General features: G+C 46.1%; 16 protein-coding genes and 1 tRNA gene. 8 read left to right on the top strand and 9 right to left on the bottom strand.

Annotation, left to right across the window (positions count from 1 at the left end; all coding sequences use genetic code 11):
* Positions 1-80: 80 nt before the first annotated feature.
* Positions 81-1,241 carry a glycosyltransferase gene (locus tag DXZ20_RS06185; protein ID WP_163697063.1) on the bottom strand — a complete coding sequence of 387 codons (1,161 nt, stop codon included), beginning with the start codon at positions 1,239-1,241 and terminating at the stop codon, positions 81-83.
* A 582-nt stretch (positions 1,242-1,823) separates the two neighbouring features.
* Between DXZ20_RS06185 and DXZ20_RS06180 the strand changes: the two genes are divergently transcribed.
* Both DXZ20_RS06180 and DXZ20_RS06175 read left to right on the top strand, forming a co-directional pair.
* Complete coding sequence (locus DXZ20_RS06180) at positions 1,824-5,648, top strand: leucine-rich repeat domain-containing protein (protein ID WP_163697061.1); 3,825 nt, start codon at positions 1,824-1,826, stop codon at positions 5,646-5,648.
* 699 nt (positions 5,649-6,347) lie between these two features.
* Positions 6,348-7,199, top strand: coding sequence for a hypothetical protein (locus DXZ20_RS06175; RefSeq protein WP_163697059.1), 852 nt, complete (start codon positions 6,348-6,350; stop codon positions 7,197-7,199).
* Positions 7,200-7,236: 37 nt separating this feature from the next.
* Here DXZ20_RS06175 and DXZ20_RS06170 read toward each other — a convergent pair whose 3' ends face one another.
* The 4 genes from DXZ20_RS06170 to DXZ20_RS06150 form a co-directional block, all read right to left on the bottom strand.
* Complete coding sequence (locus tag DXZ20_RS06170) at positions 7,237-7,614, bottom strand: hypothetical protein (protein WP_163661772.1); 378 nt, start codon at positions 7,612-7,614, stop codon at positions 7,237-7,239.
* A gap of 326 nt (positions 7,615-7,940) precedes the next feature.
* Complete coding sequence (locus tag DXZ20_RS06160) at positions 7,941-8,114, bottom strand: hypothetical protein (protein WP_006517724.1); 174 nt, start codon at positions 8,112-8,114, stop codon at positions 7,941-7,943.
* A 250-nt stretch (positions 8,115-8,364) separates the two neighbouring features.
* A complete protein-coding gene (gene asnS, locus DXZ20_RS06155) occupies positions 8,365-9,756 on the bottom strand; it encodes an asparagine--tRNA ligase (RefSeq protein WP_163697058.1) in 1,392 nt (463 codons plus the stop codon).
* A gap of 93 nt (positions 9,757-9,849) precedes the next feature.
* A complete protein-coding gene (locus DXZ20_RS06150; RefSeq protein ID WP_163697056.1) occupies positions 9,850-10,185 on the bottom strand; it encodes a sll0565 family protein in 336 nt (111 codons plus the stop codon).
* 176 nt (positions 10,186-10,361) lie between these two features.
* Here DXZ20_RS06150 and DXZ20_RS06145 point away from each other — a divergent pair, with 176 nt between their 5' ends.
* The gene (locus tag DXZ20_RS06145) at positions 10,362-10,637 is read left to right on the top strand and encodes a DUF6439 family protein (protein WP_006517728.1); all 276 of its coding nucleotides are present in this window, start codon (positions 10,362-10,364) and stop codon (positions 10,635-10,637) included.
* On the opposite strand, the gene DXZ20_RS06140 is transcribed toward DXZ20_RS06145, so the two are convergent.
* Positions 10,597-11,403, bottom strand: a complete 807-nt coding sequence (locus DXZ20_RS06140) for an SAM hydrolase/SAM-dependent halogenase family protein (RefSeq protein ID WP_163697054.1) — start codon at positions 11,401-11,403, stop codon at positions 10,597-10,599. The two genes, DXZ20_RS06145 and DXZ20_RS06140, sit on opposite strands and share 41 nt — an antisense overlap.
* Positions 11,404-11,438: 35 nt before the next feature.
* Here DXZ20_RS06140 and DXZ20_RS06135 point away from each other — a divergent pair, with 35 nt between their 5' ends.
* From DXZ20_RS06135 to DXZ20_RS06125, 3 genes are all read left to right on the top strand, one after another.
* Complete coding sequence (locus DXZ20_RS06135) at positions 11,439-11,852, top strand: (2Fe-2S) ferredoxin domain-containing protein (RefSeq protein ID WP_163663009.1); 414 nt, start codon at positions 11,439-11,441, stop codon at positions 11,850-11,852.
* Between the two features lie 312 nt (positions 11,853-12,164).
* Positions 12,165-12,812, top strand: coding sequence for a response regulator transcription factor (locus tag DXZ20_RS06130; protein WP_006517731.1), 648 nt, complete (start codon positions 12,165-12,167; stop codon positions 12,810-12,812).
* Positions 12,813-12,939: 127 nt separating this feature from the next.
* Positions 12,940-13,012: transfer RNA gene (locus DXZ20_RS06125), tRNA-Thr, on the top strand.
* A gap of 579 nt (positions 13,013-13,591) precedes the next feature.
* Here the strand turns inward: DXZ20_RS06125 and DXZ20_RS06120 are convergent.
* Complete coding sequence (locus DXZ20_RS06120) at positions 13,592-13,756, bottom strand: hypothetical protein (protein WP_163663011.1); 165 nt, start codon at positions 13,754-13,756, stop codon at positions 13,592-13,594.
* A 618-nt stretch (positions 13,757-14,374) separates the two neighbouring features.
* A complete protein-coding gene (locus tag DXZ20_RS06115) occupies positions 14,375-14,542 on the bottom strand; it encodes a hypothetical protein (protein ID WP_163697052.1) in 168 nt (55 codons plus the stop codon).
* Between the two features lie 152 nt (positions 14,543-14,694).
* Between DXZ20_RS06115 and DXZ20_RS06110 the strand changes: the two genes are divergently transcribed.
* The gene (locus DXZ20_RS06110; protein ID WP_163697050.1) at positions 14,695-16,590 is read left to right on the top strand and encodes an FAD-dependent oxidoreductase; all 1,896 of its coding nucleotides are present in this window, start codon (positions 14,695-14,697) and stop codon (positions 16,588-16,590) included.
* 177 nt (positions 16,591-16,767) lie between these two features.
* On the top strand, positions 16,768-16,983 hold the full coding sequence (locus DXZ20_RS06105; protein ID WP_163668511.1) for a transposase: 216 nt from the start codon (positions 16,768-16,770) through the stop codon (positions 16,981-16,983).
* 189 nt (positions 16,984-17,172) lie between these two features.
* Here the strand turns inward: DXZ20_RS06105 and DXZ20_RS06100 are convergent, their stop codons facing one another.
* Complete coding sequence (locus DXZ20_RS06100; RefSeq protein WP_163697048.1) at positions 17,173-20,790, bottom strand: two-partner secretion domain-containing protein; 3,618 nt, start codon at positions 20,788-20,790, stop codon at positions 17,173-17,175.
* Positions 20,791-21,776: the final 986 nt, after the last annotated feature.

The raw sequence follows: 21,776 nt of genomic DNA, 5'->3' as shown, positions 1-21,776 counted from the left end.
TATCACCGCACTCATCCAACCCCTCAACAAGATAAATTTCCTAACGTTAACTACGAGCAACTGAGTTGCTGACAACAGCATTAACACGCTATGGACATATCAATAGAATCAACCCTGTACGCCAGCTGTTGCAATTGTTTCTCCCTTTCAATCACAGCCTGGCTCGGCTGCAAATCAAATGCCGCTAAAACCTCTCGCCAGCGATAGACCCAATCATGCTTGAGTAAAGCATTCACAACATTACGACGCCTAATCCTTTCAAGCCTGTCAGGTTGGGCATTGAGCGTTTCCATCACCGCCAGAATATCTTGTTCATAAAGATCTACGTGAACGATGGCATCTTCCCAATCAAAATAACGGGGAAATACATCACCCTTGGGAGGTATGCCCAGCAACACGGTACCCGCAGCGACCGCTTCAAAATAACGACTGCCCATCTCTTGATACCCTCCTGTTTCTTCCAGGGCATCAAACCTGGCATTAACAGCAATATTATATTGACTTCTCTGTAAGAGATTTACTAACTTAGCGCGATGCTCCTGAGGATTGCCAACTTCTAAGTCACGATTGTTGACAGTATCGTAATAATAGAAAAAGTTATCGTCTTGCTGAGAACGTTGAAACAATGATTGATGGGTTTCTGGATGACGACGCCCCACACAGCAAACATCTATCATCCTCTGGGGTGGATTGGGATAGGGACAAAACTTAAGGGCATCAATGGCTGGTGCCAGATAATTGCTAGGCAACCCTGTAACGTTTGAGTAGATCTCAACACAGTGGGCGGTCCCTGCAAAAATATGGTCAAAGTTCTTGAATGGTTCTTGGGCTAAACGCCAGTCATCAAAATTTGGCTTCCATGTTTCCATGATGTAGCAAGCCTTATGGCGACATTTATCACGCCAGTTTTTAATGGTTTCCAGTAAATGGAGTTGCCAGGGATTATCGCAAACGACAAATAGTAAGTCGTATTCGTTTTCTAGCAATACCTTAGTTGGAAATGGTGCAAGAGCACTGGCAATCTTGTCAGAATGAGTTGCGTATTTAGAGAAGCGGTATATTTTTCTAGCCAGGTCGAATTCCTGGGTAGGAGCATAGAGTTCTGCTCCTTCTAAATCGCAGATAAAGTCCTCAAATTCATACAGCACACAGTTAGCGACTTGAAAGCGAAAGCCTCGTACGGAGGCGACTAAAATACGGGGCTGCTTCTCTCTTTGTTTAACTGAGCTATTGATCAACATAGCTTTTAAATATACTCAACATTAAATATGACGATGATTTAGCAGGGTATCAATTTAGAGTGGAATGTTTTCCCAAGGATAGAAGTCAGATAGTAGACATCAGCATAGAGGGCTTCACTAACGTCTCCTGCTACTTCTTAATTCTCCATCTACCTAAGCTTTTCCGGCTTTAGTTGATATCCTTCAAAAGATTGCACGCAGTGCATGGTTAAACCACCGATAACTCCTGGGTAATAAACGTTGCTGCTTGCATAAAGGTTCCTTATTTTAAGGGTAATTAATCTTTCAATGCATTGATTCACAAGAACTGTATAAGTCAACAATCGGATCTCAGGAGCTTCTTGGTAAACTTCTTCTAAGGTTCTTCCAGTCTTAATTTTCAATACTGAATTTTTATAGGTTTTGAAAGTGGTAGTGTGCTGGTGGTATTTTTTCAGAGCAGTTCGTAGTACATAGGTGGAGACGATGTTGAGAAAACAAGATCGCACCAGCTCTATATAAGTTAAATTCAATGCTACAAAGACGCACTAGGGGGCAGGAAACTGTTAGAACTAGGTAGACTCCTGCGATCGCTGCCGACCGATGACTCAAGATGAACTGCTAAAGCTGATTGACCAAGCTGCCGAGGAAGGCTGGACGGAGCTAGATTTGGCTGGGGCTGATTTGACGGAATTGCCACCGGAAATTGGAAAGCTGAGTCAGCTTGAGACACTGATATTGGCGAAGGAGGTTAAAGATGATTCCTTTGGGAAATATTTTGGCAATTCCCTTACCAAACTGCCAGCCGAAATTGGACTACTCAAAAATTTAAAATCACTAATCATTTTTGGCAATTGGAGATATGCACACAGAAGCTTTTTCCCCAGTGATAAACCAGGCAATCAACTTACACAGTTACCACTCGAAATTTCCCAATTAAAAGTACTCCAGAACCTTGACCTCCGCTCGAACCAACTCACTCAGCTACCCCCTGAAATTGGACAGCTAACCAGTCTCCAGAACCTTGACCTCCGCTCGAACCAACTCACTCAGCTACCCCCTGAAATTATCCAGCTAACCAATCTCCAGAACCTTGACCTCCGCTCGAACCAACTCACTCAGCTACCCCCTGAAATTGGACAGCTAACCAGTCTCACGCAGCTCGACCTCAGCTCAAACCAACTCACTCAGCTACCCCCTGAAATTGGACAGCTAACCAATCTCCAGAACCTTAACCTCAGCTCGAACCAACTCACTCAGTTACCTCCTGAAATTATCCAGCTAACCAGTCTCACTCAGCTTTACCTCAGCTCGAACCAACTCACTCAGTTACCTCCTGAAATTATCCAGCTTACCAGTCTCACTCAGCTTTACCTCAGCTCTAACCAACTCACTCAGCTACCCCCTGAAATTGTCCAGCTTACCAGTCTCACTCAGCTTTACCTCAGCTCTAACCAACTCACTCAGCTACCCCCTCAGATTGTCCAGCTTACCAGTCTCACTCAGCTCGACCTCAGCGCAAATCAATTCACTCAGCTACCCCCTCAGATTGTCCAGCTTACCAGTCTCACTCAGCTCTACCTCAGCGAGAATCAGCTCACTCAGCTACCCCCTCAGATTGTCCAGCTAACCAGTCTCACTCAGCTCTACCTCAGCGAGAATCAACTCACTCAGCTACCCCCTGAAATTGTCCAGCTAACCAGTCTCACGCAGCTCGACCTCCGCGAGAATCAACTCACTCAGCTACCCCCTGAAATTGTCCAGCTAACTAGTCTCACGCAGCTCTACCTCAGCGCGAACCAACTCACTCAACTACCACCGGAAATTGTCCAGCTAACCAGTCTCACGCAGCTCGACCTCAGCGCGAACCAACTCACGCAGCTACCCCCTGAAATTGTCCAGCTTACCAGTCTCACTCAGCTCGACCTCAGCGAGAATCAACTCACTCAGCTACCCCCTGAAATTGTCCAGCTTACCAGTCTCACTCAGCTTTACCTCAGCGCGAACCAACTCACTCAACTACCCCCTGAAATTGTCCAGCTTACCAGTCTCACTCGGCTCTACCTCCGCTCTAACCAACTCACTCAGCTACCCCCTCAGATTGTCCAGCTTACCAGTCTCACTCAGCTCGACCTCCGCTCTAACCAACTCACTCAGCTACCCCCTCAGATTGTCCAGCTTAAGTCTCTTCAATATCTGAATTTGCAAGGAAATCCGATTCCAATACCACCGGAAATCTTAAAGAGTTCTGGCAACATACAAGCAATTCTTGACTACTATTTCCAGGTTCTTGATCCCAACGAAACCGAACCTCTTTACGAATCTAAATTCATCATCGTCGGTGAAGGTGGGGCCGGTAAAACCACCTTAGCCAAAAAGCTCATTCATCCTAACTATGAGATTGACTCCAAAGAAGAATCCACCGAAGGCATTGATGTTATTCGTTGGGAATTTGAGCAAACAAACAAAACGCCTTTTCGCACCAATATTTGGGACTTTGGTGGTCAAGAGATCTACCATGCCACCCACCAGTTCTTTCTCACTAAGCGTTCTCTCTACGCCCTGGTAGTTGATGCCCGCCAGGAAAATACTGACTTCTACTACTGGCTCAATATCGTCTCCCTTCTCAGCGACAACAGCCCCGTCTTTATTATCAAAAATGAAAAACAAGACCGCCAGTGCGACGTCAACGAACGTGCCCTGCGAGGCGAGTTCACCAATCTAGAAAAAGTCTTCGCCACAAACCTGGCCGACAACCGTGGCTTAGACGCCATTAAAGAATCCATCCAAAAGCGGATTACCCAGCTAGACCATGTAGGCACTCCGCTCCCAAAAGTCTGGGTGCGTGTCCGTTCTGCTCTCGAAAACTACGCCACCAACTGCAACTACATCACCATTGATAACTATCGAGATCTGTGCCGCACCAGCCAGCTCACTGACCGAAACCGTCAAAACAGTCTCAGCAACTACCTCCACGATCTAGGCGTCATCCTCCACTTCCACGAAGATCCCATCCTTAAACACTACGTCATCCTCAAACCCGAGTGGGGCACCGCCGCTGTTTACGATGCCCTAGACACCCAGGAGATTCACGAGAACTTCGGTCGCTTTACCCGTGAGCAACTCAACACCATTTGGGAAAAAGACGAATATTCCGAAATGCGTGATGAACTGCTCCAGCTTATGATGCGTTTCAAACTTTGCTACGAAATACCCGGTTGTGCCAACCACTACATTGCCCCCCAACTCCTCTCCCCCGAGCAACCTGACTATCCGTGGGACGAAACCTCAAATCTCATCCTCCGCTACCGCTACGATTTCATGCCCAAGGGCATCCTCACCCGTCTCATCGTCGAACTCCATGAATATATCGAAAACCAAACCCTGGTTTGGAAAACTGGTGTCGTTTTCACCAACGGTACCGCCCATGCCGAAGTTACCGAACATTATCCCAAAAGCGAAATCCGCATTCGTGTTTCCGGCACTAATCAAAAACGCTGGCTATCCGCCATCACCCACGAACTAGAAAAAATCCATCGTTCCTACGAACAGTTAAAGTACAAAACGTTAATCCCTTGTAACTGCGAAATCTGCAAAGACAGTCAAACACCCCACGACTACCCTTACCAACGTCTGCAAAAGTTTCTCAGCGATGGTCAATACCAGATCCAATGCCAGGAAAGCTACAAAATGGTGGATGTACGGAAGTTGCTGGATGACATCCTGTATCGAAATATAGAGGACCTACTAGCTAGCAAGGAGGATGGCGTCTTCTCCCAGCGATACACATCTGCCTCGAATAATCTCCAGGGACTGCCGTTACAGCCCAATGATCTGATTCGCCAAAGTACCCCAACACAGATGTATCAGCCAGAAAAAGAAGTATTTATTTCTTATGCCTGGGGGGGCGACAGCGAAGACATTACTAACAAAGTAGACGAGGCGTTAAAAGCAACAAGCATTAATCTCATTCGCGATAAGCGAGATCTAGGCTTCAAAGGTCGCATCAAAGACTTTATGCAACAAATCGGCAAAGGCAAAGCCGTAATTGTCATTATCAGCGACAAGTACCTCAAATCCGAAAACTGTATGTTTGAGCTGGTGGAAATCGCCGCCAGTGGTAATTTCGACAATCGCATCTTTCCCATCGTCCTCGACGATGCCCAAATCTATAAACCCATCAAACGCATCCGCTACATTCAACACTGGGAAAAAGAGAAACGAGAACTCGATGAGGCCATGAATACCGTTGGCAACGAGCATTTACAAGGCTTCCGCGAATCCATCGACCTCTACACTCGTATTCGCACAACCATCGCCGAACTCACCGAAACCCTCAAAGACATGAATACCCTGACACCTGAGATTCATACCGAATCAGGATTTACAGACCTGATCAACGCCATCGAAAAACGCCTCGAAAGCTAGGTTCGACTCCGCTTACCTAGCCAAATCAACATCAAATTATGGCCATCATCATCCTAATTCTTCATCGTCTAGGCTTTGCCGAAGTCGGAGCCTGGAGTAAACCCCAGATCGCCCCCAAAAGCGGCAAACCCAGGCACATCCTCAAAAAATGGATTCGGTATTGATGACGATCAGTTGTGCGGCTTCATCCTATGCTAAGTGAAAAATCTAGCACAGCAGTGTCTGTAGAGGAATGTGCAAGTAAATAATCTATCGTTTTGAGAGGCTTGGTAAAGCTACCGTGTATACACATCTCGGAAAGAAGCCCAAAATCCTGCATTACCCCCCTTAATCCCCCCTTGGTAAGGGAGGAAACTCCAGTCCTCCCCCTTGGTAAGGGGGAGTTAGAGGGGGTGAGGGCAACCGCGAAGGCTAGTATCCAGAACTTGTGTATACACCATAGACTTACCAGGGGAACCGCCAGGGAGGGGTTTGGATAACTGGCGCAACAGTCAGCCCCCTCCGCCTACGGCACCTCCCTTTGATAAAGGGAGGACTCTTGTAGACATTATTTGTGCATAATTCTCTTTGGGAAAAAATAAAAACAATGTAGCAAAGATAGCCTCTGAAGGAAGATAAATCAAATTTAGAGCATAGCCTCTACTGATAGGCCCATGCTGTCCCATTCAATAAACGGCTATATCAGCTACATCGCCCATTATGAAACAGCCCGAACTGACTAAAGAACATCTATTTGACTATGACACTAACAGATTCCACTTCGCCCAACTTATTTATGACATTTTGCTGGGCGATTATGAGGGTCCCGCTCTGCCATTAGAGCAGCTGCATACCATGGGCAAGCCTTCCCATGTCTTGACATTCTCCAATGATCAGAATCTTTATTTTCATCACAAATACTACAATAGCCCCAAGCTTCCCAGGATGTTAAAGGTCTACCGAGACTTTATCAAGACGGTCATTGCACCACAGTTTGTAGATAGTCACCTGGTCGTCCAGGCAAAACCTACATTTCGCATCCACCTGCCGAACAATACCGCCATTCCCGCCGATATCGGTGGTGATCCCACCCGACCTGGATTACACTGCGATGCAGACTATAACCACCCCGACGTCGAAATCAACTTTTGGGTACCGTTTACCCAGTGCTACCCCAGCAATACCTTGCATTTAGAGTCCCAGCCTGGCAAGAGAGATTTCCGGCCCATGGTCCTTAGCAATGGGCAAGTTTTACGGTTCTGGGGTGCCCGCTGCTTGCACCACAATAAAATGAACGCTCAAGGTCCCACCCGTGTATCCTTTGACTTTCGCGTCATGAACAAAAGTGATTGGGATACCCTAGATCCAACATGGCTGAAACAGATGGCCACCGTCCAACACAAGCTGAAACTCACCCTTGGCGATTACTATATGCTGTATAACAAAAGCACTCAACAGTTTTCTCACTGTGAAACTGTTGATGGACACAACACAATGGCAGCACATCCCACTTTAGGCGACTATTTTAGTGCCATGGCCAACACTCCAGAATTAGCGCAAATCAAACAATAACCTAAAAAATCAGACTGCTCGTGTGAAGGGATATCCCTTATTGCTGCAAAAATCTTGATCTGCCTGACATGCCTGACTCAAATAGGTCTTGAATAGCATGGGCAAAAGAGTGCCAGCCGTCAGCAACCGGTCGCAAAGATATACTCAACGACTGCTGCAAAGAGACATTATCTAAGTCGTTTATATCAGCATTAGCAACGGGGCTAACAACAGCCTGGGCATCATGGGCTAGTGCAACCGGCCCAGCTTCTGACAGCTGACTTTTAAGGCTAGCAACTTCAGAATGGGAATTTCCATAACATACCGCTGTCCTCTCTATAACAACAGGCTCAATATAAATCGGAATTTTCAAAACAACAGGAATAACTATTTCGCATCCGTGGGGATAGCGATCAAAATCTAAGGGGGTACCCATAATCTTTACCCGTATAACGATAGAGAATCACTCCCCCTGCTAAGGAGCAAGGGGAAAAGAGGACTTTAGTGATAACCTTTGTTAATACACTCAGGCTTTTTCTCGATCACAACAGGGACAACATAAACAGGTACCTTTAATTTAATCGGTGCACACACCTCACAGGCACGTTTATAGTATTTGTCATACGCCGCAGTATCGAGTTGCATAGTTTCAGTTGCTGTAGTCATATTTATCACCTACCTTCAAAAAAGATTTGTAATCTGCTAGGAACCGGGAAGAAGATCACGGCATTAAGTGGGCCTTAGACTTTACCCAATGTCTTCTTAATACTTCTTCTCTAAACACTTAGGTTCCTTTTCAATCACAATGGGTTCAATATAAATAGGCGTCTTCAGAACAATGGGAATACAGACTTCGCATGCATGGTTGTAATACTTGTCATAGTATGCGTAGTCTTTTGCGACGCCATTAGTTGTGGTACCAGTTGCAACAGTCATAACAAAACCTCAGATAAATGGATATCTAGATCCTAGGCATCGTCAAATCGGGTCACATTACCCGAGCGGGTACCATGGCCATTTTTTCCATTCTCACCGTGTTTTGTGACATTTCTTCAAATGCCATGCAATGCTGAGACCACAACAACTACCACCTAGCGCACTTAAGCTAAGTGAAATCTCTTTCGGTAGCGATTTATACTTTTATATTCCTGGTGAAACCACAGTTATATTGGCAGGTGATACCCCGCTAAAACTCCACATTATCGGGCGTCCGAGGGAATGGAATCACATCGCGAATGTTCGTCATACCCGTCATAAACTGCACCAGCCGCTCAAATCCTAGACCAAACCCCGCATGGGGTACCGTACCATAGCGACGCAAATCCAAATACCACCAGTAATCATCTTTTGGCAAACCCGCTTCCTTAATACGCTGCTCCAGCACATCTAAGCGTTCTTCCCGCTGCGAACCCCCAATAATCTCACCGATGCGAGGAGCCAACACATCCATCGCTGCGACAGTTTTACCCCCATCATTTAGACGCATATAAAACGCCTTAATCTCAGTGGGATAGTCCGTAACAATTACCGGCTTCTTAAAATACTCTTCCGCTAGATAGCGCTCATGCTCAGATTGCATGTCTAAGCCCCAAGAAACTGGATACTCAAATTTCTTGTCACATTTTTCAAGCAGGTTGATGGCGTCCGTATAGGTAATCCGCTCAAACTCATTGTTGATGATGTTATCGGCAGTTTCTAAAACTGTTTTGTCAATCCGCTTGTTGAAGAATTCCATGTCATCGGGGCACGCTTCTAACACATACTTAAAGACAAACTTGAGAAACTCTTCCGCCAGATCCATGTTGCCTTCCAAATCGCAGAAGGCCATCTCTGGCTCCATCATCCAAAACTCTGCCAGATGACGAGAGGTATTGGAATTTTCTGCTCGGAATGTAGGCCCGAAGGTATACACGTTCGTAAACGCCATGGCCATAATCTCAGCTTCTAACTGGCCGCTCACAGTCAAATATGTGGGCTTACCAAAAAAGTCCTGGCCATAATCCACTTTGCCATCATCACCCTTGGGCAATTTATCCAGGTTCAGGCTGGTAACGGTGAACATTTCCCCCGCCCCTTCACAGTCACTGGCCGTGAGAATCGGTGTGTGAATCCAGAGAAAGCCTCGGCTTTGGAAAAATTCGTGGATGGCGCTGGCACAGGCATTACGAACACGGAAAACTGCACCGAGGGTGTTGGTACGCGATCGCAAGTGTCCCAATCCTCGCAAAAACTCAAACGAATGCCGCTTTTTCTGTAGCGGATAGGTTTCAGCATCCGACTCACCCACCACATCAAGGCTGCTAGCCTGTAGTTCCACCCGCTGCCCTTTACCCGGTGACTCAGCCAGGGTGCCACTAATCACCACCGAAGCCCCCGTCGTGATCCGCTTCATCGCATCGTCATAGCCATCCAGGCTAACATCCACAATCACCTGAAGCCCCGTCATAGACGAGCCATCATTAATATCCAAAAAACTAAACTTCTTAGAATCACGCTTAGTACGAACCCAACCTTGGATAGTCACAACATCACCAGGGTTGCCAGATTTCAGGATGTGCTTAATACGCTGGGTGGCCATTACCTATATCTATGCCGAAAAATGACTCTATCTAAGGTAACGCAGGCAGCCCCCCTTACCGCCATCATCATCCGTTTTGACTGTAGAAACGCCTCACCCCCCAAACCATCCCCGAAAAAACCATCCCAAAACCATTCCCAACCCCACAAATCGCAGCACCTGCCAAAACGGCTCCTTCAGGTTATTCCAGGACATCAGTTGATTCTCCAGCGTTTCCTCTAGCGTCTCAATTTGCTTTTTCAAACGCTTTAACTCAGCCTGAGGCAAATGCCCCTGGGTCATTTTTGCCTGAGCATCAGCCCGCTGCGCAAACGCCTCACGTACCTCGGTATACCGCTGGCGCAACGCATTAAAGTCCTTAGTCGTTTCATCCAAAGCCGTAGCAAAGTCGGTGAGGTCTTGCTCAGTCAGGGGCAGGGACGATTTCATAACGCGACTCGGCTGGGTAGATATAGACTTAAAGTACAGGAGAGGTTCCTCACAAGAAACCCTCGGCAGATCTCAATAGTAGGTATGGATGCAGATCGATATGAAAGCTATCGATCTGCATCCATCAGGTGGAACGTTATCCACCGTCTCGAAAATAAACCATGGACAAGACAACAATGACGTCATCTGTCAATAACACTCTAGATTTAGAAACAGCTGAGCCAAAAGCGCTCGCTCAAGCATTGGCAAAGCAGCTATCCATTAGCCCAATGGATTGGCACCGACTAAACTCCAACCGCCAGATACGAGCAAAGGAGCAGATCGCAGCAGCTCTCGTATATTTGCTCAACGATAATCCAGAGGAAGCATTGCCACGATTAGAACAGGCCGTTGGCTGGCTTAATCGCAGCATTAAAGCACCACCATGTCCGACCCATGGTGAGCGTAAATAAGCTCCACCGCATCACCTACATTTGCCTGAAATGCCTGATGGGCATTACCGCCATTTACCGCAATTTCGACATAACCATGGCTACCAACCAGGGCAAGCGCTTCACCTAACTCCATGCGACCATAGGTGGGGCGATAAGGACAAATATATGTACCCAGCTGCACATACCAAAGCTGGCTAGTCAGCCCATCCCCTGGAATGGTAGTCACCAAATTGCCAAAATGATCGATATACTGAAGGCTGCCGCGATACCCCTGGTCCGTTACTACTGCATGATTGATATTCAGACTCACCAGACTAGATACTGGTAGCGACGTACCTAGCTCGCCTATAGGAATCCCATTCGCTAAATGCGCAGCCATAGGCGCAAATATGTCGCGACCGTGGAAAGTATTGCTAGGCTCAGGAGTGTACCAATAATCAGGATTCGTTAGCGCTGTCACTGCCTTAATCGAAAAGCCTGTCAGAATGCCATTATCTGGCGCAATAATGGTTTGCAGTCCAGCAGGTACACTAACTTCAGCCGCAATTGCAGCTCGTTGCGTCCCCACCCCCGGATCAACAACCACAACATGGATAGTGCCTACAGGGAAATACAAGTAGCTCGTTATTAAATTAAATCGAGCCGCTAAGATAGCCTGAGGTTGAAGCCCATGGGTGAGATCTATTATCTGGCTTTGGGGGCTGATACTAGCAATTACCCCCTTCATTACACCAACATAGCTATCCCTGTGGCCAAAGTCCGTTAGCAATGTGATCACCCCCATAGGGCTGCCACTCCCAAAGTGATACGTTTTCCCCAATGAGTAACCCCTTAGCACACTGTGTAGACGCCTTAGCGCTCAATGCAATTGAGCGTCACATCTTTATATGTGCAGATCAAACTAAACCCAAATGCTGTGACAAGGCTAATAGTATCGATGCCTGGAACTATCTCAAACAAAGGTTGCAAGAACTGAAGCTAGATAGACCGACTAAAGAACGACCCAGCTGCATTTTTCGCACCAAGGCCAACTGCCTACGCGTCTGCCAGAAAGGACCTATTCTAGTGGTTTATCCTGACGGTGTTTGGTACCACAGCGCCACACCAGAGGTCATAGAACGCATTATTCAAGAGCACCTTATTGGGAATCAGGTTGTTGAAGACTACGCCTTCCTGAAAAACCCCTTACCCGATGTAAATAAGTACCGAACAATCCGTGATCCTATTGACTAATTGGGAACAATTGATTTGAGCATATGGGTTAAGCAGTTGATATAAGCGCAATTGCTGTATTCCAATCCATGGGTAACAAAAATTTAATTATGTACAACCTTGCTATAAATTTAACTGGGCTTAATAAAACAACCCTGATTGACTATAGTCCGTACAGTATCATCAACAGAGGCGTATACAAACTAATACGAGGACTTTAGAAATCCTTCAACCCCTGATGTACTAGATATGATCTAGTAACTATCTAATACGTTTTGGATTTATCTTTTATCATCCTATTCCCATAGACTTCGAGTAACACGAGTACACGGCATGAAAGAAAATACCACTGGCGATCAAAAGAAGCTTTTACTGATAGATGACGATCCAAATCTCATCTTGCTTGTAAGAGATTACTTAGAGTTTCGAGGTTATCAAGTTGTCACAGCGGGCAATGGTCGCGAAGCTCTTGATGTATTGGGTGGATTAGTGCCCGACATGATTATCTGCGATGTCATGATGCCTGAAATGGATGGCTACGCCTTTGTCGAACAGGTTCGCCAAGATCCGGGTAAGAGTTGGATTCCCATTCTATTCTTATCTGCCAAAGGGCAAAGTCAGGACAGGGTCAAAGGCTTAACCACTGGCGCTGATGTTTACATGGTAAAACCATTTGAGCCAGAAGAGCTAGTAGCCCAGGTAGAATCTTCCCTCAAGCAAGCGTCCCGTTTGATTCATCATCAGACCAAAGCTGGCGGCAGCGCTCCGACCATTCAAGTCCCCTTTGATGTAGAGCTTACTCCCACAGAGTTAAAAGTAGTGCAGTTTGTGGCGCGAGGCATGGCAAACCGCGAAATTGCTGAAGAACTTAAAGTCAGCCAGCGCACCATTGAGAGCCATGTCAGCAATATGCTTGGCAAAACTGGCCTACACAACCGTACCGAACTAGCCCGCTGGGCTATGGAAAATAACAAGGCTTAATTCCCTTAAAGCTACAAAATAGGGCAGGTTATTTGCCGTGGATCTGCCCCTTATTTTTGACTAACCAAATTAAGTTCGATAGTTCTTGACTTAAGGGCATCAAATCCCGTTATAATACGGAAGCTTCGCTGGTGTAGCTCAGTTGGTAGAGCAGCTGATTTGTAATCAGCCGGTCGTCCGTTCGAGTCGGATCACCAGCTTTTTTATGAGAATCTTGTATGCAGAGGATTTCAACATCTCAAATTAGCCATCAAATCTAGAGTTTTGATGGCTAACTTTCACTTGATTTTCGATATAAATTAGGAGCTAGAAGCTTCTGTCATCGAAGGTTTCAGCGAAATTAGTACAGTAATTAGCACAGAAATCAGTAGTGACCGCTAAAACAACCTGACAGCATACATTACAGCCTTATTGTCCCCGGTGACAGCTTCGCTTCAATTACCTATACCACTCAAACTCCGAAATGGTGGCTTCCATCAGAAAATGTAGAAGGGCAGTTGTCACTGCCTAAAAAATTGCACAATTCATAGCCTGAAAGCCCTAAGTTAATATTCTATTTTTGAGGATACCTCAAGCAACTATTGGTCGTTTAGCAATGGGTTTGGAGGACATCATTTCGCATGCGAGTAATTTACTTAAGGGCACCTCTATTTATTTGATTTTTGAAGAATCGAGTCTCAAATGAGACTGTCATTGAGCTTTTTTTCTGGAGTCTCAATGAACCAAAACTGGCAAAATTCATTTATTCCATCCGTTTTTAGCTCTGATAATTCTGGTGTTTAGGCGGCTGCTTCGGCGATGTTTTCCTTTTGCCAAAAGACATAGCGTTTAAGATTGTAGGTCAATTTTTTTAGCCCGAGCATGGCTTTGGATCTGGCAAACCCAATCGTGCGAATGACTTTGCCTTCCATCTCATTGACCATCGCGCCAAACAGCTGTTGCAAGATCAACAGCTTTACAACACGATGACATCTATCGGGGGACGACCTGCTTTACTCTTTTGGGGCTTCGCATACGCGCTTGCTAAGATCGGTCGAAACTCATCCCATGGAATCATTGCATCCAAGCAGACCAACAGATCTTTCTTGGACTCCAGTTTTTGATGGCGCGTCTCAACATCCCAAAATCCCTGTTGTCCCATGAAATAACTGCCTGCCCTTAATATTAATGAAATTGAAAATAATGAAGGTAGGTCTCGAGATGAGGAAATTTTAATAGATAGCAATCTATTGACGACCAATCCATTGACGACCACTTCATTTCCACAGGTCTCTTGTGGAGACGATAGACCATCAGATCCGAGCCTGTATCCGATTAAGATGTATCCAATATACATCGATGACACTGATGAAAATTTGCAACGAGTTAGAGGAGAATTTTGAAACGATGCTTTTGTAAACAAGCAAGTAAGCAAGATACAAGTAGCAAGCTTCCATAAAAGAGATTTGGGACATTATTTCCATATCTTAATGGAGCAGAAGTTTGGGAATGCATACACAGGGGAAGCTAGTGTTTACTCTTCTCCAAATGATACAGATCCTGAAATCTTGACTAATTGACTCCTACAAAAACAACACAACAAACTTTAGAAGGACCTGAGCCAAAGCTGTGATGCCCACCACCATCCTTGCAGTCGCTAGTTGAGCAATGGCATTGCGTTCAATCAGCGATTGCAACAAGACCAACAAGCCTACCATGATGCTCTCGGGCAGATTAGCCAAATTATCCATCCCCCTCACCTTAGCTAACCTGTTGTGCTCAATAAAGCAGCTAATTTTAACCATGAATTTTGTTTCGCTAAATGTGTCAATTTCCTTTATGGTTATTGGCGAGTGATTAGTACTAACCACTCGTAACTCGCTCCAAACATCATGATTGGTCTATGGCTCGACGTTCTCTGCGTAAGTATTTAAGTTGTTTAACGGCATTCATTATAGGTAGCTCTTGCTCAACCCAAGTTCAGGTTATAGCCCCTGCTTTATCGAATCCGCTACCGCCACCGCCACCATTGATTTTGCCTAACGGGAGACCGAATTTAATACCGTTGCCAACAGCCCAGGAAATCTGGAAATGTGAGGTTGTGGTTATCGGTGGTTCCCTTGGGGGGGTAGCAGCTGCATACCATGCTATGCAGGCTGGGACCACTACCTGTCTTATTGAACTTACCCCCTGGCTAGGAGGGCAGATTAGCTCGCAAGGGGTATCAGCAATTGATGCATCCAGAGCAATGTGGGCTTATCAGAGCTTTGCACCTAGTTGGCGAACCTTTAAGCAAAAAATTGCTCAGCAAACAGTGACCTTGCCAGAATGGACGGGGCGAGCCACTGTAACTGTCAATGATGTGAATTCATGCTGGGTAAGCAGGCTGTGCTTTGTACCAAAAGCGGGTGCTACTGCTGCCCAGCAACATTTAGAAAATGTGTTACCAAAAGCACCCAAAAGCCGTTGGCAAACTCAAACGGCTTTTAAGGGAGCAACATTTGATGATAGTGGTCAGGAAATAGTTGCCATTCATGCTATACAGCGTATTCCCAAAGAATCAAATTACATGCCCATGGGGCGACTATCTCAAGAGTTGGCCAGCTGGTATGCTTGGTCTGCAGATGACACATTTGAGAAAGTACCGTTGCGATTAGAGCCTCCTAAGGGAAAGCGCATGATTGTCATTGATGCCACTGATACAGGAGAATTTGTGGGCTGGGCAAATCTGCCCCATCGATTGGGATCAGAAGCTAAAACGACCACTGGAGAGGTGAACGGGGCCCAAAAAGATAACCCACAGTGTACTCAGGCATTTACGTACCCTTTTGTAGTGGCTATTCATGATGATGGAGGTAAAGGCCTAGCGGTTTTAGAACAAACATTACAACAATATCCGCCATTCTATGCGTCTCATGAGCATGAAAAAATATTTGAAATGGAGGGATTTCCCTTTTTTGAAGGTCGTAGCTTTTTTAACTATCGTCGGATTGTGAGTAATACTCGAAACAGTCCATTTTACTCTGTGCCTGTTCGGGGTGATATGACGATGGTAAATTGGAATCGCGGAAATGATTGGTCCTGGATGGACACACCTCTAATTTACACGGCAGAGCAAGTGAAAAGAAGTGGTCAACAACAAAATTGGTTGGGAGGGATCTCGACCATAGCTTTGCGCCATGGTGAAGATCACGCTTTATTATTCGCTCGCTGGTTACTTAAAACCCAGTCAAAACCCCATCTCCCATTAAGTTATTTAATGGGAGATGAGGCTTATATGGGGACTCAATCAGGGTTGAGTTTGGTTCCGTATATCCGTGAAGGTCGACGTATTTTAGGTCGTGCTGCTTACGGTGACAAAGCATTTTTAATGCGTGAAGCTGACGTAAGAAATGACCAAGTTGGTGGTCGTGATTTTACACCGACTACAGTAGCAGTGACTCACTATGATGTCGATATCCATGGTTGCCGCTATCGAAATGGTGCTCCTACTGGGGAAGCGGTCACTGCTCCTGCTGCAGGATTTGTTGTACGTCCGGTACAGATTCCCCTGGAGAGTATGATCCCCCAGGAAATTAATAATTTGCTGATAGGTGGTAAGAGTCTTGCTGTGAGCCATATTGTGAATGCGGTTACCCGAGTTCACACGAGTGAGTGGGGTGTGGGTGCTGCAGCCGGAACCACCTCGGCTTGGCTGGCCAAACGTCCTGACCTAACGCCAGCTGATATTGTTAAGCAAGGGCATATGACCAAACTGCAGGAACAAATGTTAAGTCAGAATCTGCGATTAACATGGTAATAGTAGAGGATCCTTTCATACTCTTCCTCCTCGCAGCGCTTCCATACATCTGAGACTCACTGGCTATGATGATAGAGTAGCTGATTAACGGTCAGCTCATCTAGTGCTTGACAAAATTTTGCACGAAAAATACTTCAAAAAAGTAGCACAAAAAGTAGCGCAGCACTTTTCACTATTGTGTTGTTGTTTCAACCGCCCTATTCGCCTGAAGTCAATCCGATTGAGCGCGTGTGGCTAGAGTTGAAACGCTATGTGCAATGGCAGCACTTCACCAGTCTGGAGGACTTACAAAACAAGGGGAGTCAGTGGGTGGCTCAACTTACTCCAGAACAGATTAAATCTCTTACGCAGTGGGACTGGATTGTAGATGCACTATGTGTAGCTGGTCTTTAGAGAATTGATATTAGCTCTTGAGCATTTCTTTTGTAATCAGCTGGTCGTCAGTTCGAGTCGGATCACCAGCTTTCTAGTGGTAATGGTGGTTTAAATAATTAGGGAATGCCCTCGAGTTTTCTCTGGTTGATGTCTTAACGTAACTTCTGAAGAGAGGTCAGAAGTTCCTACTCAGCCACTTATCCCCTGCTACATTTCCCGTCTATCATTCTTACATCTATGCCCCATCACCAAACGCCCATCTGCCAGTTGGTAAATGCCCTCTGGTTCTTGGAGTGTTTGGGAGACGTCAGCTTCGGGGGAGAGTTGAACTGTGCCAGTGTCGTAACTACTAAGCCCTAAGGTTTCTGTTGGCTGTTGGGGAAGGCCATCGTTGCCAGTGATGACAAAGGCGCTGTCGGCGTTATTGCTGCGGGCAATGCAGCTGGAGGCGACTAGCTGATCGGCATTGATAAAGTTATCGGGGAGTTCATCTATAGCTTGGGTTTGTTCGAAGTCGGCATTGAGGTTGATGGAGCCTGACTGGCCTGCTTGGGAGCTGGCGCTGATGTCGCTGGAAACGTTGGCACGGAGTTCGTCGGTGGTTTGGAAGATGCCTTGCTCGGTGAAGCCAAAGATGCCTGCTGCGTTGATCGCAATGTTGCCGCCGTCACCCCCCACAGCATTGGCAATGATGTCGCTGTTTTCATCGGGAAACGTGAGCACAAAATTTGCATCTAGGGTGATGTTGCCGCCGCTGCCGCTGCCAGGGGTTTCATTGGTGGATTCAGCATTGATAAAACTGCCCCAACGTAGAATAATGCCCTTATCAACAAGAAAGTTAATGTTTCCTCCCCCTGCAGTAGATGCCGTTTGAGCAGATAGTTCAACACCATCATTCAAAAGTACCGAGTCGGCAACAATGTTGAGATTGTCAGCCGCTCCAGTGTTAATTCCCAAACTTTCAGTAGTTAAATCTCCTGCCCCTTGAATTGTCAGAGCGCCATCACTGGTGATAATTAAATCTCCACCGGTTTCTTGACTAGCGGTTAGAGTATCGATCGAGCCATTTTCCGACAGGAGCACACTTAGATCATCACCAGGGTTAGATTGGATGAGTAAGATTCCTGCTTTACCATTCCCGTTAGTAAAGGTAGTTAAAGAAGCTCCATCCAGCACAGAGAGATTACTAGTAGTAATAGAAATACCATCACTGTTACCAATAGCATCTGAAAAGACGGCACTGCTAATAAAGGAATCTGTTCCATCAACTATGACATCACCGGTTGCAGTAATCTTCATCTGTCCCGAGTTGCCTTCTCCAAACGTACTGGAACTGACCACTGCAGCGTTCAGCACAGAGAGATTATCTGTCGTAATCAACACCCCGCCACTATCACCAATCCCACCTTGAGCAACTGTACTGCCAACAAAGGAATCTGTTCCATCAACTATGACATCACCGGTTGCCATAATCTTTATCTGTCCCGAGTTTCCCTCTCCAAACGTACTGGCACTCACTACTGCAGCATTTAGCACAGAGAGGTTGTCTGTTGTAATCAATACTCCACCACTATCACCAATCCCACCTGAAATAACTTCACTAATAATGGAGGAAAGCGTTCCATCAACTATTACATCACCGGTTGCCATAATCTTTATCTGTCCCGAGTCGCCCTTTCCAATCGTATTAGCACTGACCGCAGCATCATTCAGCACAGAGAGATTATCTGTCGTAATCAACACCCCGCCACTATCACCAATCCCATCTTGAGCAACTGCAGTGCTAATCAAAGAAGATGCTCCATCAACTATGACATCGCCAGTCGCTATAATCTTTACTTGTCCCGAATCACCCTCTCCAAACGTAGTGGCATTAATCAGTGCAGCATTCAGTACAGAGAGATTATCTACTGTAATCAACACGCCGCCACTATTGCCAATCCCATCTTGAGCGACTGTACTACCAATAAAGGAATCTGTTCCATCAACTACGACATTTCCGGTTGCCATAATCTCCACCTGCCCTGAGTTTCCTCGTCCGAACGTACTGGCACTGATCGCCCCAGTATTCAGCACAGAGAGATTACCTGTTGTAATCAACACGCCGTTACTATTGCCAATCCCACCTGGGATGACCTCACTCACAATGGAGGAAAATATTCCATCAACCACAATATTACCGGTCGCTATAATCTCCACCTGTCCCGAGTTTCCCTCTCCACCAGTACTAGCACCGATCCCAGCGTTATTCAGTACAGAAAGATTACCTGTCCTAATCAATACGCCGCCACTATTGCCAATCGCACCTGAAACGACTTCACTCACAACAAAGGAAAATATTCCATCAACTACGACATCACCGATCGCCGTAATCTCCACCTGACCCGCATTGCCCTCTCCAAAGGTACTGGCACTGATTACACCAAAGCTATTAACGAATAAATTGCGGGTAATAATACTTACATTCCCTCCTTCTACACTAGAACCACGTAATACGTCGGTATCAAGCAGCCCTCTTCTAACAAGCACAAAGTTTCCTGCTGACTGCGAGGTCTCTAAAATAATGTTGCCACCACCTGATTGCCCCAATCGAGCACTAAGCACTCCAATAGCCGAGGCTCGAAGCGTCAAATCATTCTCGCTAAAAGCATTTACATTATCCGCAACAATAATAAAGTTGGTTGCTTCCAGTGTTAGATCGTTCAAAGCCAATAACGCTTCCACTGTCTCCGGTGTCAGGTGACTATTTTGATCTTCATCCTCTAGTCCACCATATAAAAAATCAGTCAACACTCCATCAGCTTGCTCAATAGTGATATATCCTGCATCAGGTGTATCTGCAATGAGAATATTTACCGGATCCAACAACAGTTGTCCCGACTCTCCCTGCGTTGCCTGAGTATTCACCAGGCCAGAAAAATCTAAGAGTCTCAGGGCTGAGACCTCAACAAAACCACCATCTCCCTCCTGCGGTCCACCTTGCGCGCTAATACTCCCCTCAAACCGAGTTGCATCATCTGCCCAAACAATCACTCGGCCTCCATCACCGCTTGTCAAAGCATCTGCAGCGATCAACACATTTGGCCCCACAATTGTTTGCTCCGCAGTCGGCACCACTCCCTGCCCCTGATAATCTCCTCCCAACAACACAGTGCCACCACCACTAGCACCCGACACATTAACAGTCGCCTGATCCGCCAGGCCTACCCGATCTCCCAATACCTGCACCGTCCCACCCGGCGCAGTCAACGCCCCATAACTCAGCACCGTCGCCCCAAACAACGTCAGCGTTTCTCCACTGCCCACAGACAAATCACCACTGTTACTGATATTCCCTACACCAGGTTTTAAGTGACTAAAAAACGTTACCGTCGGATCCACCGTCAGCAAACGACTACTGTCAGGATTCGTCGCACTAAACACACCACTACCTAACGAAATCGCCTCTGCCGTCGATGCATAAAATGAACCATTCACATCCAGTGTCGACGCTTCACCAAAGACAATTCCATTAGGGTTCAATAAAAACAGATTGGCATCTCCCAAAACGCCCAACCGCCCCAAAATAGCCGATGGCTTATCCCCAGTCACCCGCGTCAGAATAGATTCCACATTCGTCGGATTGACAAAAAACACTTCGTGGCCTTCTGCAACATTAAACTCCCAAAAGCTGTGGAAAAGATTGCCCTCCCGAACGACGCCACCTTCAACTAGCTGGATGAGCGAATCTAAACTGTTCACTACTGAACTTTCAGCCCCCAGCGTATTATCGGGAATCACTCCACCGTCGGCCCGTGCTGGCCAGGCTAGGGTAGACTCTATCATTAAGAAAGTGCTTAATAACCAGACGTTCCATAGCCCCTGCTTCCATTGCAAGCCACTTTTTATCACTGGAGATTCCTCAACGCTTTGAGATTGTATAGGTAAAATCAGACTCTAGAAAGACCAATGTCTGACACTGTAGCCTGAACTTACTACAGCGTGAATCTTTTTTGGTTGAGATGGTGCGATCTCAAGGGCGAAATCATCCCCACTGGAGCAGAGGCCAAGAAACTGAATGCAACGCACAGACAGGCTAGCCGAACGCCTACAGGCCATGGGAGTTAACCTCGACGAAGTTTGAATTCACGGATCTAGGTGAAGTTCCATTTTTAGTACAAGAGTAGAGCAGTTGAGTAATGATCAGCTCATTTATTTCTCGACGAATTCTTTACGAAAGATGGCTCAAAAAATTAGTACAAGAATAGCCCTATGTAGCTTGCAAGGAGGCCTGAGTCGAAAAATGATTGAGACCTCTGATTTACATAGCTTTTAGCTTTGCAAAAGCAAAATATTTGAGACCACTCGCTATGATGATAGAGCAGCTAATTAACGGTCAGCTCATCTAAGTCTTGACAAAATTTTGTACGAAAAATGCCGCGAAAAATTAGTACAAAAATTAGCACAGCACTTTTCACTTACCTTGAAAGCCTTGCCAGAAAATAAACTTAGCCTTTGAGCGTTTCTTTTGTAATCAGCCGGTCGTCCGTTCGAGTCGGATCACCAGCTTTTTAATGAAAACAATCATTTCGCCGATTGGGCAAGGCTTTTAAGCCTTGCCCAATCGGTGTTTTAGAGCCCCCTCTGAAAACACATTGGACATTTTTGGGTCAGTTTAGACTGATTTGACGGGGCGATTAGCATAAAAAATTGGGGTAAATGGTTCCTATAAAGTAGGATGCGAGTCCTACTATTAGAGGGCATGATGAAGTGCGTCAGGCAGGCAGCCATCAACCATCCGAATGTACCGCTGGGTGATTGCTGATTCACAC

This window comes from Adonisia turfae CCMR0081, from assembly GCF_011009555.1.
Taxonomy (GTDB): domain Bacteria; phylum Cyanobacteriota; class Cyanobacteriia; order Phormidesmidales; family Phormidesmidaceae; genus Leptothoe; species Leptothoe turfae.
The sequence above is the reverse complement of the archived record's forward strand: the minus strand, read 5'-3'. Positions and strand labels throughout refer to the sequence as shown.

Bases quoted from the DNA above. Each gene is read 5' to 3' on its own strand.
- DXZ20_RS06185 (WP_163697063.1), bottom strand. From the start codon at position 1,241: ATGTTGATCAATAGCTCAGTTAAACAAAGAGAGAAGCAGCCCCGTATT.
- DXZ20_RS06180 (WP_163697061.1), top strand. From the start codon at position 1,824: ATGACTCAAGATGAACTGCTAAAGCTGATTGACCAAGCTGCCGAGGAA.
- DXZ20_RS06175 (WP_163697059.1), top strand. From the start codon at position 6,348: ATGAAACAGCCCGAACTGACTAAAGAACATCTATTTGACTATGACACT.
- DXZ20_RS06170 (WP_163661772.1), bottom strand. From the start codon at position 7,614: ATGGGTACCCCCTTAGATTTTGATCGCTATCCCCACGGATGCGAAATA.
- DXZ20_RS06160 (WP_006517724.1), bottom strand. From the start codon at position 8,114: ATGACTGTTGCAACTGGTACCACAACTAATGGCGTCGCAAAAGACTAC.
- asnS (WP_163697058.1), bottom strand. From the start codon at position 9,756: ATGGCCACCCAGCGTATTAAGCACATCCTGAAATCTGGCAACCCTGGT.
- DXZ20_RS06150 (WP_163697056.1), bottom strand. From the start codon at position 10,185: ATGAAATCGTCCCTGCCCCTGACTGAGCAAGACCTCACCGACTTTGCT.
- DXZ20_RS06145 (WP_006517728.1), top strand. From the start codon at position 10,362: ATGACGTCATCTGTCAATAACACTCTAGATTTAGAAACAGCTGAGCCA.
- DXZ20_RS06140 (WP_163697054.1), bottom strand. From the start codon at position 11,403: ATGGGGGTGATCACATTGCTAACGGACTTTGGCCACAGGGATAGCTAT.
- DXZ20_RS06135 (WP_163663009.1), top strand. From the start codon at position 11,439: ATGAGTAACCCCTTAGCACACTGTGTAGACGCCTTAGCGCTCAATGCA.
- DXZ20_RS06130 (WP_006517731.1), top strand. From the start codon at position 12,165: ATGAAAGAAAATACCACTGGCGATCAAAAGAAGCTTTTACTGATAGAT.
- DXZ20_RS06115 (WP_163697052.1), bottom strand. From the start codon at position 14,542: ATGGATAATTTGGCTAATCTGCCCGAGAGCATCATGGTAGGCTTGTTG.
- DXZ20_RS06110 (WP_163697050.1), top strand. From the start codon at position 14,695: ATGGCTCGACGTTCTCTGCGTAAGTATTTAAGTTGTTTAACGGCATTC.
- DXZ20_RS06100 (WP_163697048.1), bottom strand. From the start codon at position 20,790: ATGATAGAGTCTACCCTAGCCTGGCCAGCACGGGCCGACGGTGGAGTG.